Source organism: Microbacterium canaveralium (genome assembly GCF_047238045.1).
Taxonomy (GTDB): Bacteria; Actinomycetota; Actinomycetes; order Actinomycetales; family Microbacteriaceae; genus Microbacterium.
The window spans coordinates 284058-298679 of sequence record NZ_JBDFMA010000003.1 but is presented as its reverse complement, the minus strand read 5'-3'; the positions used below and the strand labels follow the sequence as shown (position 1 = coordinate 298679).

General features: G+C 70.4%; 17 protein-coding genes. 6 read left to right on the top strand and 11 right to left on the bottom strand.

Annotation, left to right across the window (positions count from 1 at the left end; all coding sequences use genetic code 11):
• Position 1: 1 nt before the first annotated feature.
• Together ABC271_RS02340 and ABC271_RS02335 are read right to left on the bottom strand one after the other, a co-directional pair.
• The gene (locus ABC271_RS02340) at positions 2-442 is read right to left on the bottom strand and encodes an SRPBCC family protein (RefSeq protein WP_412923310.1); all 441 of its coding nucleotides are present in this window, start codon (positions 440-442) and stop codon (positions 2-4) included.
• The gene (locus ABC271_RS02335; RefSeq protein ID WP_412923309.1) at positions 439-1860 is read right to left on the bottom strand and encodes a flavin monoamine oxidase family protein; all 1422 of its coding nucleotides are present in this window, start codon (positions 1858-1860) and stop codon (positions 439-441) included. Before ABC271_RS02335 ends, ABC271_RS02340 begins: the two co-directional genes overlap by 4 nt.
• Before the next feature lie 56 nt (positions 1861-1916).
• Here ABC271_RS02335 and ABC271_RS02330 point away from each other — a divergent pair, with 56 nt between their 5' ends.
• Together ABC271_RS02330 and ABC271_RS02325 are read left to right on the top strand one after the other, a co-directional pair.
• On the top strand, positions 1917-2552 hold the full coding sequence (locus tag ABC271_RS02330) for a TetR/AcrR family transcriptional regulator (RefSeq protein WP_412923308.1): 636 nt from the start codon (positions 1917-1919) through the stop codon (positions 2550-2552).
• A gap of 173 nt (positions 2553-2725) precedes the next feature.
• Entirely contained in the window at positions 2726-4003 is a 1278-nt protein-coding gene (locus ABC271_RS02325) for an MFS transporter (RefSeq protein ID WP_412923307.1), read from the top strand.
• 32 nt (positions 4004-4035) lie between these two features.
• Here the strand turns inward: ABC271_RS02325 and ABC271_RS02320 are convergent, their stop codons facing one another.
• From ABC271_RS02320 to ABC271_RS02300, 5 genes are all read right to left on the bottom strand, one after another.
• On the bottom strand, positions 4036-4695 hold the full coding sequence (locus ABC271_RS02320; RefSeq protein WP_412923306.1) for a class II aldolase/adducin family protein: 660 nt from the start codon (positions 4693-4695) through the stop codon (positions 4036-4038).
• The gene (locus ABC271_RS02315; protein ID WP_412923305.1) at positions 4692-5621 is read right to left on the bottom strand and encodes a carbohydrate kinase family protein; all 930 of its coding nucleotides are present in this window, start codon (positions 5619-5621) and stop codon (positions 4692-4694) included. Before ABC271_RS02315 ends, ABC271_RS02320 begins: the two co-directional genes overlap by 4 nt.
• Before the next feature lie 92 nt (positions 5622-5713).
• On the bottom strand, positions 5714-6082 hold the full coding sequence (locus ABC271_RS02310) for a fluoride efflux transporter FluC (RefSeq protein WP_412923304.1): 369 nt from the start codon (positions 6080-6082) through the stop codon (positions 5714-5716).
• A 293-nt stretch (positions 6083-6375) separates the two neighbouring features.
• Positions 6376-7341: a DNA topoisomerase IB gene (locus tag ABC271_RS02305; protein WP_412923303.1), complete on the bottom strand. Its 966-nt coding sequence runs from the start codon at positions 7339-7341 to the stop codon at positions 6376-6378.
• A 2-nt stretch (positions 7342-7343) separates the two neighbouring features.
• A complete protein-coding gene (locus ABC271_RS02300; protein ID WP_412923302.1) occupies positions 7344-7613 on the bottom strand; it encodes a DUF7218 family protein in 270 nt (89 codons plus the stop codon).
• A 223-nt stretch (positions 7614-7836) separates the two neighbouring features.
• Between ABC271_RS02300 and ABC271_RS02295 the strand changes: the two genes are divergently transcribed.
• The 3 genes from ABC271_RS02295 to ABC271_RS02285 all read left to right on the top strand — a co-directional run bounded on the left by ABC271_RS02295 (position 7837) and on the right by ABC271_RS02285 (position 9815).
• On the top strand, positions 7837-8001 hold the full coding sequence (locus tag ABC271_RS02295; protein WP_022878111.1) for a hypothetical protein: 165 nt from the start codon (positions 7837-7839) through the stop codon (positions 7999-8001).
• 357 nt (positions 8002-8358) lie between these two features.
• The gene (locus ABC271_RS02290) at positions 8359-9210 is read left to right on the top strand and encodes a DUF4097 family beta strand repeat-containing protein (RefSeq protein ID WP_412926091.1); all 852 of its coding nucleotides are present in this window, start codon (positions 8359-8361) and stop codon (positions 9208-9210) included.
• Positions 9210-9815 carry a PadR family transcriptional regulator gene (locus ABC271_RS02285; protein WP_412923301.1) on the top strand — a complete coding sequence of 202 codons (606 nt, stop codon included), beginning with the start codon at positions 9210-9212 and terminating at the stop codon, positions 9813-9815. The genes ABC271_RS02290 and ABC271_RS02285 overlap by 1 nt, the downstream gene beginning before the upstream one ends.
• 3 nt (positions 9816-9818) lie before the next feature.
• On the opposite strand, the gene ABC271_RS02280 is transcribed toward ABC271_RS02285, so the two are convergent.
• Positions 9819-10334: a universal stress protein gene (locus tag ABC271_RS02280; RefSeq protein ID WP_412923300.1), complete on the bottom strand. Its 516-nt coding sequence runs from the start codon at positions 10332-10334 to the stop codon at positions 9819-9821.
• A gap of 164 nt (positions 10335-10498) precedes the next feature.
• On the opposite strand from ABC271_RS02280, the gene ABC271_RS02275 reads away from it, so the two are divergent.
• A complete protein-coding gene (locus ABC271_RS02275; protein WP_076673353.1) occupies positions 10499-10681 on the top strand; it encodes a DUF3073 domain-containing protein in 183 nt (60 codons plus the stop codon).
• A gap of 6 nt (positions 10682-10687) precedes the next feature.
• Here ABC271_RS02275 and ABC271_RS02270 read toward each other — a convergent pair whose 3' ends face one another.
• The 3 genes from ABC271_RS02270 to purM are packed head-to-tail and all read right to left on the bottom strand — an operon-like array spanning position 10688 to position 14526.
• A complete protein-coding gene (locus ABC271_RS02270; protein ID WP_412923299.1) occupies positions 10688-11905 on the bottom strand; it encodes an MFS transporter in 1218 nt (405 codons plus the stop codon).
• Complete coding sequence (gene purF, locus ABC271_RS02265; RefSeq protein ID WP_412923298.1) at positions 11902-13377, bottom strand: amidophosphoribosyltransferase; 1476 nt, start codon at positions 13375-13377, stop codon at positions 11902-11904. Before purF ends, ABC271_RS02270 begins: the two co-directional genes overlap by 4 nt.
• A gap of 6 nt (positions 13378-13383) precedes the next feature.
• Positions 13384-14526 carry a phosphoribosylformylglycinamidine cyclo-ligase gene (gene purM / locus ABC271_RS02260; RefSeq protein ID WP_412923297.1) on the bottom strand — a complete coding sequence of 381 codons (1143 nt, stop codon included), beginning with the start codon at positions 14524-14526 and terminating at the stop codon, positions 13384-13386.
• Positions 14527-14622 lie beyond the last annotated feature (96 nt).

Here is a 14622-nt window from a genome sequence, read left to right as displayed (position 1 = left end):
ACTAGGGTGTCGTCCACCCCACCGCGTCGGCGAGCGCGTTCGTGGTCACCAGACGCACGACCGCCGGCAGACCCGCGGCGATCGACCGACCGACCAGCAGGCCGTAGAGCTTCGCGAGCGGGCCGGAGATCTCGACCGCGTGGGTGACCGACAGCCCGTTCGGCGTCATGTGCATCCGGTGCGGGAAGGACAGCGTGGCCCCCGGCAGAGAGATCCGGAAATTCATGGCGTAGCCCGGCTGGAGCTCCGTGAACACGATCTTCTGCGCGGGAGTGCCGTGGTTCACGACACGACCGACGGCGCCGACGCGCGCCGGGACGGGGAACGTGGCTTCCCGCAGGTCGGGGTCGTCGGTCGCCCAGTCCTCGGGCGTCGTCCACCGCTTCCAGACCGCCTCCGGCGTGGCCGTGGTGAGCTGCGTGTACTCGCGGCGCCAGGTCATTCGCCGTCTCCCGTCATGTCGGTGTCGCGTGCGGAGGTGTCGACCAAGCGCCGCGCCTCGAGAGCGGCGCGCTCGCCGGCGCGGACGGCGCCGTCCATGAACCCGGTCCAGCGGGACGCGGTCTCGGTGCCCGCCCAGAGGATGCGGCCGACCGGCTCGACGAGGGCCGAGGCGTAGGGGGCCACGACGCCGGGTCCGGGAGCCGCGGTCGGCCCGCCGCCGACCCACGGCTCCGCGCCCCATCGCTGATCGATGTAGCCCCTGGCATCCAGGGCCCGAGAACCGAAGAGATCCGCGAAGGAGGACAGGGCCCGCACCCGGCGCTCGGCGGCCGGCAGATCGTCCCATTCGCGCGCGTAGCGGGCGCCGATGAATCCGAGCAGCACGCCCGGACCGCCGTCACCCGGCGGACTCGCGTCGAACGTGATGAACACCGGGCCGGTGTCGGAGAGGCCCTGACCCGAGAGGTTTCGCGTGCGCCAGAACGGTTCGTCGTAGATCGCGTAGGCCTTCGAGAGCACTCCCGCGGGCCACCGCTGCGCGAGCTGGGCATGCCGGGGTGGGAGTTCCGGCGAGAATCGGATGCGACCGCGCAGCGCCGGCGGCACGGCGACGATCACGGCGCGCGCCGTCACGGCCTCACCGACGGACGAGACGACGACGCCGTCCGCCGACGCCTCGACCTGCTCGACCGGCGCGTCGAGGCGGAGCGCGGGCCCGAGTCCGCGCGCGATACGCACGGCGATCTCGTGCGACCCCTCGACGAAGTGCTCCTCCTGCGCACCCCCCTCGGTATCGAGCATCGAGGACAGACCACCGGCTTGGTGGATGTAGTGCACAGCGTGCAGGAGCGAGATCTCGTCGGGTTCACAGCCCCACGTGGTGCGCCCGGCGATCGCGATGAGGTCGCGCGCGGCCGCCGACGCGCGCGATCGACGGAGCCATGAGCCGAGGCTCTCGGCATCCAGCTCGGTGGCGTGTGGTGCGGCGGCGGGGTCCCCGCAGGGAACCGTGCGGGCGAGTCGATCCAGCGCGAGCTGGATGCGTCCGACATCGAGCAGACCCGCGCCGACGGGCGGGACCGTGCCCCGATACCGACGACTCCGACCGCGCCATCGGATGACGTTGTCCCCCGCGCCGTAGGTCCGATAACGCTCGACGCCCACCTCGTCGGCGAGCGCGAGGATGCGGTCCTGCCCGGGGCCGACGAACGTGCCGCCGAGGTCCACGTGGACACCGTCGACCTCGGCAGATGACACGCGGCCGCCCACGCGGGCGGACGCCTCGAACACGGCGACCGTGAAACCGAACTGCCGGAGGCGGTGCGCGGCGGTCAGCCCGGAGAGACCCGCGCCCACGACGACGACATCGACGTCATCAGGGCCGTCGGAACCGCGTGGAGCCGAAGGCGCGGTCATAGGCTTGCTCCCATTCCGTTGCGAGGCCGACCCCGGAGGTCGGTGAGGAGGACACGGTGAGTGGGACGACGACTCGGTCGATGCGCGCTCGGGGTCGCGCGCGCCGCGAGCTGCTGCTGGAGGCGACGCTGTCGATCATCGCGGACCGCGGCATCTCGGGCGTCACCCACCGCTCGGTGGCCGCAGCGGCAGGAGTGCCGCATTCGTCGACAACATACTTCTTCGACTCGCTCGACGACATGATCGGCGAGGCGGTCGCGCACGCCATGGCGGCCGAGTTCGACCGGTTGCAGGAGTTCCGCACACTGCTCGAAACCGGGGCGAACGGCCCCGGCGCCGCGATCGACGAGTTCGTGGAGATCGTGCGGCAACAGTCGGACGAGAACGCCGTCGCGCAGTTCGAGATCTACCTCTTCGCCTCTCGGCATCCCGCTCTGCGCGTGCACGTGGAGCGCATCCTCGATGAGACGCGCACGATCGCGGCGGCGGTCCTGCGGACGAACGGCGTCACCGACCCGCACGCCGCGGCGGCGGTCGTCGCGCTGATCGACGGATTCACCCTGCATCGCATCGCCCGTTCGGAAGTCATCCAGTACCAGTCCCTCGCGCACGCCCTCCGCGCCGCCCTCATCGGCTTCGTGAGCCTCGCCGCCACGTCATCCCTCGGGGACGCGGAGCACGAAGCCGATTAGTTGGCACGAATGTACAGGTTTCACTTGCGGTCGGTCGACCCAGCCGCGGAAATTCACATTCTGGATACAAAACTCAGTACGCCTGTGCAATAAAGTGACCGGATAGTCGATTCCGATGCTGTGATCGACAGAAGGGCCACTGAGATGATCCCCCTCCCTGCCCGCGAGCTGAGGTGACATCCGCCGAGCGCCCGACGGCGCTGAGCGCATACGCCGAGCCGACCCGACCCGTGCGCGCCGGATGGATCGCCGCCTTCGCCGGCGTATGGCTCGGACTCTGGATGGCACAACTCGTCCCCGTCCAGGTGCTGCTGCCCCTGCAGATCGAGGCCCAGCACACCTCCGAGGATTGGTTGGCCTCGCTCGTCGCGTACGGCGCGGTCAGCGCCATCGCCGGCGCCTTCGTCGTCGTGGCGTACCCCATCGTCGGCGCCCTGAGCGACCGCACCCGCTCACGATTCGGACGTCGTCGTCCGTGGATCCTCGCCGGCGCCCTGACGGTCGGGGTGGGACTCGCCCTTCTCGGGTTCCAGACCGAGACGGTCGGCACGGTGATCTGGTGGACCGTCACCATGATCGGATTCTGCATGGCATCCGCCGCTCTCACCGCGGTGATGGCCGACCGCGTGCCCGAGAATCAGCGCGGCCTGGTGTCGGGCTGGATCTCGGCGCCGAACGCGTTCGGCATCCTGTTGGGGATCGTGCTGGTGACGGCGGTGTTCACGACCACGTCCTCGGGCTACCTTGCGCTGGCGGTGTGCGCGGTCGTGCTCGCCGTGCCGTTCCTGCTGCGTCTGAACGACGTCCCGCTGACCCCCGCCGAGGCGGCGCTGCTGGGGCCCCTCACCGTCCGCTCGGTGTTGTCATCCATCTGGGTGGACCCGCGCCGCCACCCCGATTTCGTGTGGACGGTGGTCAGCCGCGTCCTCATCAACCTGAGCAACGCGATCGCGACGACGATGCTGCTCTACTTCTTCACGTTCGCACTGAGGGTCGCCGACCCGACGGGGTTCCTCGTCTTCACGACGGTGATCTACATGGTCGTCACGATCGTCGCGTCGGTCGGGTTCGGCAAGCTCAGCGACGTCCTGGGCCGACGACGCGTGTTCGTCCTCGCGTCGGGCGCGGCGCAGTCCGTCGCGGCGCTGCTGCTCGCCGTCGCTCCCGCGGAATCGACGGCGATCGTCGGCGCGGTGCTGCTCGGACTCGGTCAGGGCTGCTTCTTCGCGGTCGACCAGGCGCTGGCCACGCAGGTTCTGCCGTCGGCGGAGAGTCGCGGCAAGGACGTCGGCCTCATGAACATCGCCCAAGCCGGGCCGCAGGCGTTCGGCCCCCTCCTCGGCGCCGGCGCGGTCGTGCTCTTCGGCGGCTTCACGGGGCTGTTCGTCGCGAGCGGGATCGCGGGGCTGGTGGGTTCGGTGCTGATCATGCGGGTGCGTTCGGTCCGCTGACGCCGCGCCGCTACACCGGTCTCGCAGCGCCGCTACACCGGTCTGGTCTGCCCGTAGCCCGTGGCGAGCGCCGCGGCCACGACGTCGGCCTGCTGCGCCGGGCTGAGCTCCGCCGGCTCCGCGACCGCCCGCGCGCGCAGGTAGATGTCGCACACCCACTCCAGGAGCGCCGTGTTCGCGACGGCATCGGCGAGGTCACGGCCCGTCGTGACGGCACCGTGGTGCGCGAGGATCGCCGCGTTCGCCGTCGTCAGCGCGGCACCGGTGCGGGCCGCGAGCTCCTCCGACCCGAAGACGGCGAACGGCACCACCTCGATCTCCCCGCCCAACGTGAGCTGCTGGTAGTGCAGGCACGGCAGCCGGTCGGACACGAGCGACAGCGCGACAGCGCCCGGCGCGTGCGTGTGGACGACGGCCCCCACCGCGTCGTCCGCGTACGCCGCGAGGTGCAGACCGAGCTCCGAGCTCGGGGCGAGCGCACCGACGACCACGCGCCCCGCGGCATCGACGACGGACACGTCATCGAGGGTCGCTTGCGCGAAGACCACGCCGGTCGCCGTGATCGCGATCCCCTCGTCGACCCGCACGCTGACGTTGCCCGCGGTCCCCTTGACGAGCCCGTCCGCGGCGAGCGCCCGGCACACCTCGGCGATGGCGGCGCGCACCGCCGTATGCGCGTCGGCGTCCGTCACCGGGCGGCCCCTGCGAGCAGGGCATCGATGGATGCCTCGTCGTAGGTGCCATGGCTCGTCCCCACGCCCGCGACGACCTGCGCCGCGACGGCGGAGCCGAACCGCGCGGCCTCGACGGAGGTCTGCCCGCGCAGCCGCGCGAACACGAACCCGGCGGAGAACGCATCGCCACCGCCGCTGGTGTCGACCGGAATCGCGGGAACGATGGGGATGTCGACGAGGTGGTCGCCCTCCACGAGGACGATGTCGTCGCCGCCGTTCGTGATCGCGACCACGCGCGCGCCCGCCTCGGCGAGGACGTGGGCGGCGGTGTGGAGGTCGGGGGCACCGGTCCACCCGAGAGCCTGCTCGGCGTTGGGGAGCATGTAGTCGGTGTACGGCAGCAGGGGCTCGATGAGCGCGTAGAACGCCTGCTCACCGCCGATCAGGAAGTCCAGCGACGTACTCGCCCGGTTCGCGCGCGCGTGGTCGAGGATCTCGATGACGTTCTCGGGCCCGAGGAGTTCCGGGGCTCCGATGTGGACGTGATCGGCGTCGGCGAGAACATCCCAGGGGACGACATCGGCGGCGAGCGCGTTGGCCCCGACGACGTGCAGGGCCGGCCGCGACCCGTCGGAGCGGATGGGAAGCACCGAGGCCGAGGTCGGCAGCTCGCCGGTGCGCAGATGCGTGACGTCGATCCCCGCGTCGGCCAGCAGCCCGCGCAGGACACGCCCCGCGACATCGTCGCCCACGGCCCCGCTCGTGATCACGCGCGCGCCGAGTTTGGCGAGCACGAGCGCCGTGCCGCCGGCGGGGCCGGCGGCCGACATCGCGATCTCGTCCACGAGGAGTGAGCCCTGCCCGGGCGGGATCTCGTCGACGGGCTGGACGATCGTGTCGAGCACGTGCGCGCCGAGCGTGACGATTCGGGGGACGGCTGTCATCGTTGAGCCTCCGGGTCGCTTCCGGCGCAGCGAGCCCACGTCGGCGAGTGGCACATTTGTACCACCGCGCCGCACTCACCACCAAGCGCCGGTCAGCGCACGCGGCCGCCCCGGCCGATGAGCACACCGACCCACGCCGCGAACGTCCCGACGACCACGGTCGCCGCCCCCCACCACACAAGTGACAGATCGGCCGACTCGACGGCCAGAGCGCTGTATGTCGTGAAGCCGCCCAGCACGCCGGTGCCGAAGAACAGCTGCGCCCGCTGAGCGCGGGTGGATCTCGGCATCCGCGCTCGGATTCCGAACAGGATGCCGATCGCGAACGCACCCACGACGTTGATGATCGGCACGAGCGCCGACCCGAGGGCGTCGGCGAAGGCGAGAGTGAGGCCCGCCCGCACCGCGGTCCCGAGCGCACCGCCGACGGCGACCGAGACGAGATCGCGCCAGGACACCACGTCGACACCCTACGCGCCCCGCCCCGCGGTCACGTCCCGCGGTCACGTCCCGCGCACGCGGTGTGGTTGCGGCCCCGGTTCCGCCGAGACTTCATCGCGCCGACATCTCCCTTGCAGGCTGCAAGGGAGATGTCAGCCGGATGAAGTCTCGCGGGTACGCGAGGGCCGCGCGGGTTCGAGGCTCGCGGGTACGTGCGGGCCGCGCGGGTTCGGGGCTCGCGGGAAGGGCGGGGGCGCGGGCCCAGGCGGGCGCGGGGCCAGGCGGGCGCGGGCCCAGGCGGGCGCGGGGCCGGCTACTGCCCCAGGATGAGGCGTCGGATGGCGGCATCCTTCGATCCGCCCAGCTCCATCGTGTGCCCGCGACGGTAGAGCGAGAACACGCGCGGATCGATGTAGCTGGACCGTGCGACCGCCGGGGTGTTGCCGAGGGCCTCGGCGGCAGCGCGGACGGCGGCGAGCTCGACCTTCTTGCGCTCGTTCTTGGTCGGCGCGACACCCGCCTTGGCGAGCGCCTCGGCCGCGAGGATCGTGCCGCGCAGCGTCCGGAAGTCCTTGGCGCTGAAGGGACCACCGGTCAGCGACCGAACGTAGGCGTTCACGTCGCCGGGAGTCAGCGGCACACGCCGACGGCCGCGGCGGTAGCTCAACAGCGCCGCACGAGACCGTCCTGTCGCGAGTTCGGACATGAGCGCCGCGACCTCGGCATCCCTCAGCGACAACTCGGCGCGCTTCCCGCTCTTGGCCGGGAAGGAGAGGCGGATGAGGTCGCCCTCGACAGTGGCATCCCGTCGTTGGAGGGTCGTGAGGCCGCGGCTGCCGTTGGTGACGAAGTAGCGCGCGTTGCCGACGCGGGGCGCGACCTGATCGAGGAGTCGGAAGGACACCGCCAGCACCCGTTCCCGGTCGAGGTCCGAGCGTCGCAGCGACTGCGTGACGCGCGCTCGAGCGCGCGGGAGCGCCTCGGCCAGCTGGAGGGCGCGCGAGTACTTGCCCTTGTCCCGGCCCTTCGACCAGTCGGCGTGGTACGTGTACTGGCGGCGTCCGGCCTCGTCCGTGCCGACGGCCTGGATGTGCGCGTTCGGTTCCTTCGCGATCCAGACCTCGCGCCACGCGGGAGGGATGACAAGTCCCCGCGCGCGATCGGCTTCCCGCTCGGGCACGGCGGCCCCCGTATGGTCAACGAATCGAAAGCCCGAGCCGGAACGGACCCGCCGGAACCCGGGGTCTTCGTACGGGCGGACCCGGACGAGCCGCGCCACCGTCAGTGGTTGCGGAGCAGGTCGATCAGCTCCGCCTTCTTCTTGCCGGAGTATCCCGTGATGCCGAGCTCCTTGGCGCGCTTACGGAGTTCATCGACGGTGCGGTCCTCGTAGTCCTCCGCATGCCCGCCGCGCGCGCCGACCTTGCCGCGTCCCTGCGCGGCAGCCGCGTTCGAGATGCGCGCGGCCTTCTCCTTCGAATCGCCTTGCTTGCGCAACTCCTCGTACAGATCAGGGTCCTTCAGGCTGCTCGATCCTCGCCCCTGGGGCATGGCCGTCTCCTTCCGTCGGATGCCCCGAACGTACGACTCGCGGCCCGGCCCCGCGGTCGGGCTTGACAGACGCCCCTTCTGATCCCCCGGTCAAGCATTCGCCGCGACTAACAGCGAATTTCCAGAAACGTCAACCCCCCGGCTCGGATGGAGCCGCAGTGGGAACGTAGAGGTCAACCACTCGCCGGTTGCCGCGCCCAGCGGAAACAGCAAGGAGCCCCCCATGAACATCTTCCTGATCATCATCATCGTCGCCGCGATCGTCATCGCGATCGTCAGCGGTCTGAGCCAGGCCGCGAGCTTCCTGCTCTGGATCGCGATCATCGTCGGCCTCATCGCCCTCATCGTGCTGCTGTTCCGTTTGATCAGCGGCCGCAAGCCGGTTTAACCCCCGAGAGGAGCGCTCGCACTTCTGCGCAGCGCTCTGATCCCCCGGCGGGTTCGCCCGCCCCGGATGCCACGTTCCCCCCGGGACGTGGCATCCGTCGTTTCCGTGCGGCGTCAGCACCGAACGGCGGCGTCAGCACCGAACGGCGGCGTCAGCACCGAACGGCTGCATCAGCACCGAACGCCCACGATCGGGTCGAGCGCACACGGTCGGGACGCCCACAACGTGTGCGCTGGACCCGAACGTGCGTTCTCGCCGGATGCCGGGGGCTAGAAGGGCGCGGGGCGAGGGCGGGGCTTGACGGACTCGAGATATATCGCGATACTCGAAAAAACGCGATATATCGTGAGTAAGGAGATCGCCATGGAGAAATGGATCGTCCACCCGGGCGAAACCCGCGTCATCGACGTCGACGGACTGCGGGAGCTGAAGATCGGTCTCGTCGGAGGCCAAGTCGACGTCATCGCCCACGATGACCCCGGCGCCCGCATCGAGGTGCACGGCGTGACGGTCAAAGACCTGCGCATCGAGATGACGGACGGTCGACTCGAGATCGACCACCCGCAGCTGCGGTGGGACAACTTCCTCGAGGTGTTCCGCAACTTCGGCGCGGGCGGCCCCAAGGCCGAGGTCAGCGTCGCCGTCCCGCGGACCGTCGCCCTGACGCTCGGCGTCGTGAGTGCGAGCGCTCTCGTCTCGGGACTCCGCCGGGATGCCAAGCTCAACACCGTCTCGGGCGACATCATGGTCGACGGACTCGTCGGCGACGTGAGCCTCAACGCCGTCTCGGGCGACGTCCAGGTGCGCGAGCTCCAGGGCGCCCTCACGGCGAACAGCGTCTCGGGCGACATCGCGGCCACCGGCGCCGTCACCAAGGCCTCGATCGACACCGTCTCCGGTGCGATGCTCGTCGACTCCACCGGCACGGTCCAGTCGATCGGACTGAACTCCGTCAACGGCTCGGCCACGATCCGACTGGATCGCGAACTCCCCGCGAACTACGTCGCGCGCTCGGTGAGCGGCCGCGTGCAGATCGACGGGCACGTGCGCTCGGGCTCGGGCCCCACCAACTACGCGGGCTCGACCGGCACCCTCGCCGGGTCGTTCGTCGATGTGCGCGCGAACACCGTGTCGGGCGAGATCACGGTCCTGCGGCGCGGCGTTTCGGGGCTGCGTCCCGACGAGCTCGCCGGAGAGGAGGAGTGGTGATGACCCCCGTCTTCTCCCACGGCGACCTGCGCCTGTACATCCTCAGTCTCCTCGCCGAGGCGCCCCGTCACGGGTACGACCTCATGCAGGCGCTCACCGAACGCACCGGCGGAACGTACTCTCCGTCAGCGGGCACGATCTACCCGCGCCTGGCGAAGCTCGAAGAAGAAGGTCTCGTCACCAAGACCGTCGACGGGCGCAAAACCGTCTATGAGATCACCGACGCCGGCCGCGCCGAAGTCACCGCTCGCGAGGGCGACCTCGAGGGCATCCAGGCCGGTCTCGCCGACAGCGTCCGGCTCATCGCCGACGAGGTCCGCGGGAGCGTACGGGATGCCATGCGCAGCCTCCGCGCCGACCTCGCCGCCGCCTCGCGCGACGAACGCGAGCAGGCGCAGAAAGCGCCGACGGACGATCCGCGCGTGCGCAGTCGAGAACAACTGCATCGCGCTGATGCGGCAATCACCGAGTTCCGCGGCAGGGTCCGAGCGGAATTGCGATCGCACGTGGCGCGGGGCGGCGAGCTCAGCGCATCCGGCGTGGATGCCATCGAATCCGCGCTTCAGCAGGCGTCGGATGCCGTCACGCGTGTCATGCGCGGCTGACGATCACTCCCAGACGAGTTCTTCGTCGGGGGCCAGCGGCTCACCCAGCGGAACCACCAGCACCGGACGACGCTGCCGATGGGTGAGCCGGGCGGCCACCGAGCCGGTGAGGAACTCGCGCAGCGACTCCCCCAGCCCGCGCTTGCGGGTACCGACGACCAACAGCGAGGCATCCAGCTCGTCGGCGAGTCGGATCAGGGCGAGAGCGGGATCGCCGATCACCTGCCGCACCGTCCACGACACCGTCTCATCGGCAAGGGCCGAATCCGCCGCGGCCTGCACCTCGGCGAGTGCCGCCCGGGACGCCGCCCCGGCGACGTCGACGGTGGAGGGGTTCACGTAACCGTCCGGGTCCTCGAAGGCGACGAACCGCGTGGTGTCGACGTGCGCGATCACGAGCTCGGTGCCCGCCAGAGCCGCCTGTCGCGCGGCGACACGCAGGACGCGGGGCGACTGACCCGGTACCGCACCCGCGATCACGGCTCCCGCGCGTTTCGGGGTGGGGGTGTTCTCGGCCATCGTCACTCCTCGCATTGCTCGGTGCACCTCTGGTCCGATCCCCGGACAGCCGGGGTCAGAGGGCACCGTGATATCCTGGCTGTTACTCTTACCGGCTCGGTCCGGAACCGCAATACGCAGGGCCCAGAGCGTGGCCCTCGACGTCGATCGTGAGGGGGTCTCGCATGGGGCGTGGCCGTCAGAAGGCGAAGAACACCAAGATCGCCCGTGAGTTGAAGTACGACACCTACTCGGTGAACTACTCGGCTCTCGAGCGCGAACTCGGCGCACCCGAAGCGGGTGAAGACGCGTACGTCGACAAGTGGGCCGACCAGTACGCGGACGAGTACGAAGACGAGAAGGCCTAGCCTTCCTCACCACGCTCGACCGTGGCGGCGTTCCCACGCCTCCTCGATCGTTTCCGAGCGCGCCACCACGACGGCTGCGGGCACCACGATCACGATGGCAGCCCCGAGCACGAGCAGTCCGGCGGCCCAACCGCCGGTGATCTCGTGGGTGACGCCGATCGCGAGCGGAACGAGCGCGGCCAGCGCGTAGCCCAGACTCTGCACGAATCCGCTGAGGGCGACCGCCGTCTCGTGCGAGCGCGTGCGGAGGCCGAACAGCACGAGCACCATCGGGAACATCAGGGGCGGCAGCCCGATCAGGACGACCCACAGCACGGTTGCGGTGCCCGGCGCGAGCAGCAGTCCCGCGACTCCCGCGACGCCGCTTCCGACCGCGAGGGCGTAGAACGGTGTGGTCCGGCGCAGGCGCGCGACGAGCAGCGGCACGACGAGCGAAACCGGCAGGCCCATGAACGAGAACAGGGCGAGCAGACTCCCCGCGGTGGCCGCGTCGACGCCGGCGGTATCGATGAGGATCGCGGGCAGCCACGCGAACATGCCGTAGGCGACCGACGAGTTCACGGCGAACGTGATGACGAGCGCCCACGCCTGCGGCACGCGCACCACGCGCGAGAGCACGGAGGCGCGCGGCTCCTCCACGACGTCCCCGCGTCCGGTTCGCGCCCGCAGGCTCGTCACCATCCACGGCACGACCGCCGCGACCGCGACGAACGCCCACACCGCGAACGACCCGCGCCACCCGATCGAGTCGGCGAGCGGGACCGCCACCAGGGGCGGAGTGAACGTGGCCACCGCCATCGTCGTCGTATAGACGGTGGTCATCAGGCCGACCCGCTCGGGGAAGTACTTCTTCACGACCGCCGGGATCAGCACGTTGGCCACACCGACCGAGGCGAACACCCCCGCCGTCGCGGCGAGGAGGGTCCAGGCATCCGTCGCGAGAGCCCGCAGACCCAGCGTCGCCGCCGCCGCGATCGCCGCGAGCAGGACGAGGCGCTCCAGCCCGACCCGTCTCTCGATGACCGGTGTGACGACCCCGGACAACGCGAACGCCACGGGAGGCGCCATGCCGATGAGTCCGACGACCGCCGCCGGCAGGGGGAAGTCACGGGAAATGATGGTCAGCAGCGGCGACAGGGATGCCACCGCGATGCGCAGGGTGAGCGCGAGCAGCACGATCGCCGCCGCGGCCCACGCGACCGTCCCCGCGGCGCGGGGCGTCAAGACTCCTGGCTGCCCTCGACCCAGGCGAGGTACTCCTCCGAGACGGTGCCGGTGACGTACCGGCCGTCGAAGCAGCTCATATCGAGGTCGACGAGGTCGGAGCCCTCCATGATCGCGGCCTTCAGATCGTCGACCTCCTGGTACACCAGGTAGTCGCACCCGAGCTCTTCGGCGATCTGCGGGATCGTGCGGCCGTGCGCGACCAGCTCGTGGCGCGAGGGCATGTTGATGCCGTACACGTGGGGGTACCGCACCGGCGGCGCCGCCGAGGCGAACGTGACGCTCTTCGCGCCGGCATCCCGAGCCATCTGGATGATCTCTCGGCTGGTGGTGCCGCGCACGATCGAGTCGTCGATGAGGAGGACGTTCTTGCCCTGGAACTCCGTCGACATGGCGTTGAGCTTCTGACGCACGCTCTTCTTGCGCACCGCCTGGCCGGGCATGATGAACGTCCGGCCGACGTAGCGGTTCTTGTAGAAGCCCTCGCGATACTCGATACCGAGCTTGCGCGCCACCTGCATCGCCGCGGGCCGCGACGAGTCGGGGATCGGCATCACGACGTCGATCGACCCGTGCGGGGTGTACTTCGCGATCGTGTCGGCCAGACGCTCACCCATGCGCAGACGCGCCTCGTACACCGAGATCCCGTTCATGACGGAGTCGGGGCGGGCGAGGTAGACGTACTCGAACGAGCACGGCGCCAGCGTGGGGTTCTCGGCGCACTGCTGCGCGTGGAGCGTGCCGTCGAGGGTGATGAAGACGGCCTCGCCGGGCTCGACATCGCGGACGACCTCGAAGCCGGCGTTCTCGAGCACCAGGGACTCGGATGCCACCACCCATTCCTCGCGCGCCTCGCCACCGGGCACCTCGGCCGCCGGCCGCTTGCCGAGGATGAGGGGGCGGATGCCGAACGGGTCGCGGAACGCAAGCAGGCCATAGCCCGCGATGAGGGCGATGGTCGCGTACGACCCCTCGACGCGCTCGTGGACGCGGGCCACCGCGCGGAACACCTGTGCCGGGTCGAGGTCGGGACCGGAGATCTCGGACTGCAGCTCGGAACCGAGGATGTTCACGAGCAGCTCGGTGTCCGAACTCGTGTTGAGGTGTCGGCGGTCTTTGTGGAACAGCTCGCTCGTCAGCTCGCGGGTGTTCGTGAGGTTCCCGTTGTGCACCAGGACGATGCCATACGGGGCGTTGACGTAGAAGGGCTGCGCCTCTTCTTCGCTGGATGCGGTGCCCTTGGTGGCGTAGCGCACGTGCCCGAGGCCGATGTCGCCGAGAAGCGCCCGCATGTCGCGGGTGCGGAACGCCTCGCGCACCTGCCCGCGGGCCTTGTGGATGTGGAAGACGCCGCTCGATTCCGCCGTCGCCATACCGGTGGAGTCCTGCCCCCTGTGCTGGAGGAGCAGGAGCGCGTCGTAGATCTCCTGGTTGACCGGGCCCTGCCCGGCCATGCCGACGATGCCGCACATGAAGTGTTACTTCGCTCCGTTCGCCGGGGTACCGGCATCCGCGTAGGTGCCGACCAAGCGCACGGCGCCACCGTCGACGCCCTTCGCACCCTGTTCGAACTCTCCGTCAGGACGCGCGTCGTCGCGCACCACACCGACCTGCCACGTGTGGATGCCGTCGGCGCGGAGTCCGGCGATCGTGGCATCCACGACCTCCGGGGCGACCACGGCGAGGAAGCCGATGCCGAGGTTCCATGTGCCCTCGGTCTGCGTCAGCTCGAGACCGCCCATGTCGGCGAGAACTCGGAACACCGGCGAGGGGCTCCACGTCGAGCGGTCGACGTCGACCCAGGTGTTCTGCGGCAGCACGCGGGCGAGGTTGGCGGCGATGCCCCCGCCCGTCACGTGGCTGAGCGAGTGGATGCCGGTACCCACGGCCGCATCGTCGAGCAGACGCAGCAGCGGCGAGGTGTACAGGCGCGTCGGCTCGAGCAGCGCCTCGCCCCACGTACCGCCGAGCTCGGCGGAGGCGGCGCCGTAGGCAATGCCGCGACCCGCGACGATGTGGCGCACGAGCGAGTAGCCGTTCGAGTGCAAACCGCTCGAGGCGAGAGCGAGGACGACGTCACCGGAACGGACGCCCTCGGCGCCCAGGACGCGGTCGGCCTCGACGACGCCGGTCGCCGCACCCGCCACGTCGTAGTCGTCGATGCCCAGCAGACCCGGGTGCTCGGCGGTCTCGCCGCCGACCAGGGCCGTGCCGGTCGCCGCACAACCGCGCGCGATCCCCGCCACGATGTCGGCGATACGGGTCGGCACGACCTTGCCGCACGCGATGTAGTCGGTCATGAAGAGGGGCCGCGCACCCACCACGACGATGTCGTCGACCACCATGCCGACGAGGTCTTCGCCGATCGTGTCGTGCTTGTCGATCGCCTGCGCGATCGCGACCTTCGTGCCGACACCGTCGGTGCTGGTCGCGAGCAGCGGCCGCGCGTAGTCCCGCAGCGCGGAAGCGTCGAAGAGACCCGCGAAGCCGCCCACTCCCCCGAGCACCTCGGGGCCGTGCGTACGCTTGACGGCCGACTTCATCAGTTCGACGGCGAGGTCGCCCGCGGCGGTGTCGACGCCAGCAGCGGAGTAGGGGTTTTCGTGGGGAGCAGAGGCCACCGCAACAGACTACCCGCAGGATCCGACACGCCTCCCGCCTCTGCGCTTCGCGGGGGTGTGCGGGGGCTGGTTGGGGCTGCGGCTGCGGCTGCGTGA

Coding starts and splice junctions, on each gene's coding strand:
- ABC271_RS02340 (WP_412923310.1), bottom strand. CDS start 442: ATGACCTGGCGCCGCGAGTACACGCAGCTCACCACGGCCACGCCGGAG.
- ABC271_RS02335 (WP_412923309.1), bottom strand. CDS start 1,860: ATGACCGCGCCTTCGGCTCCACGCGGTTCCGACGGCCCTGATGACGTC.
- ABC271_RS02315 (WP_412923305.1), bottom strand. CDS start 5,621: ATGACAGCCGTCCCCCGAATCGTCACGCTCGGCGCGCACGTGCTCGAC.
- ABC271_RS02300 (WP_412923302.1), bottom strand. CDS start 7,613: ATGCCCCAGGGGCGAGGATCGAGCAGCCTGAAGGACCCTGATCTGTAC.
- ABC271_RS02295 (WP_022878111.1), top strand. CDS start 7,837: ATGAACATCTTCCTGATCATCATCATCGTCGCCGCGATCGTCATCGCG.
- ABC271_RS02285 (WP_412923301.1), top strand. CDS start 9,210: ATGACCCCCGTCTTCTCCCACGGCGACCTGCGCCTGTACATCCTCAGT.
- ABC271_RS02280 (WP_412923300.1), bottom strand. CDS start 10,334: ATGGCCGAGAACACCCCCACCCCGAAACGCGCGGGAGCCGTGATCGCG.
- ABC271_RS02275 (WP_076673353.1), top strand. CDS start 10,499: ATGGGGCGTGGCCGTCAGAAGGCGAAGAACACCAAGATCGCCCGTGAG.
- purF (WP_412923298.1), bottom strand. CDS start 13,377: ATGTGCGGCATCGTCGGCATGGCCGGGCAGGGCCCGGTCAACCAGGAG.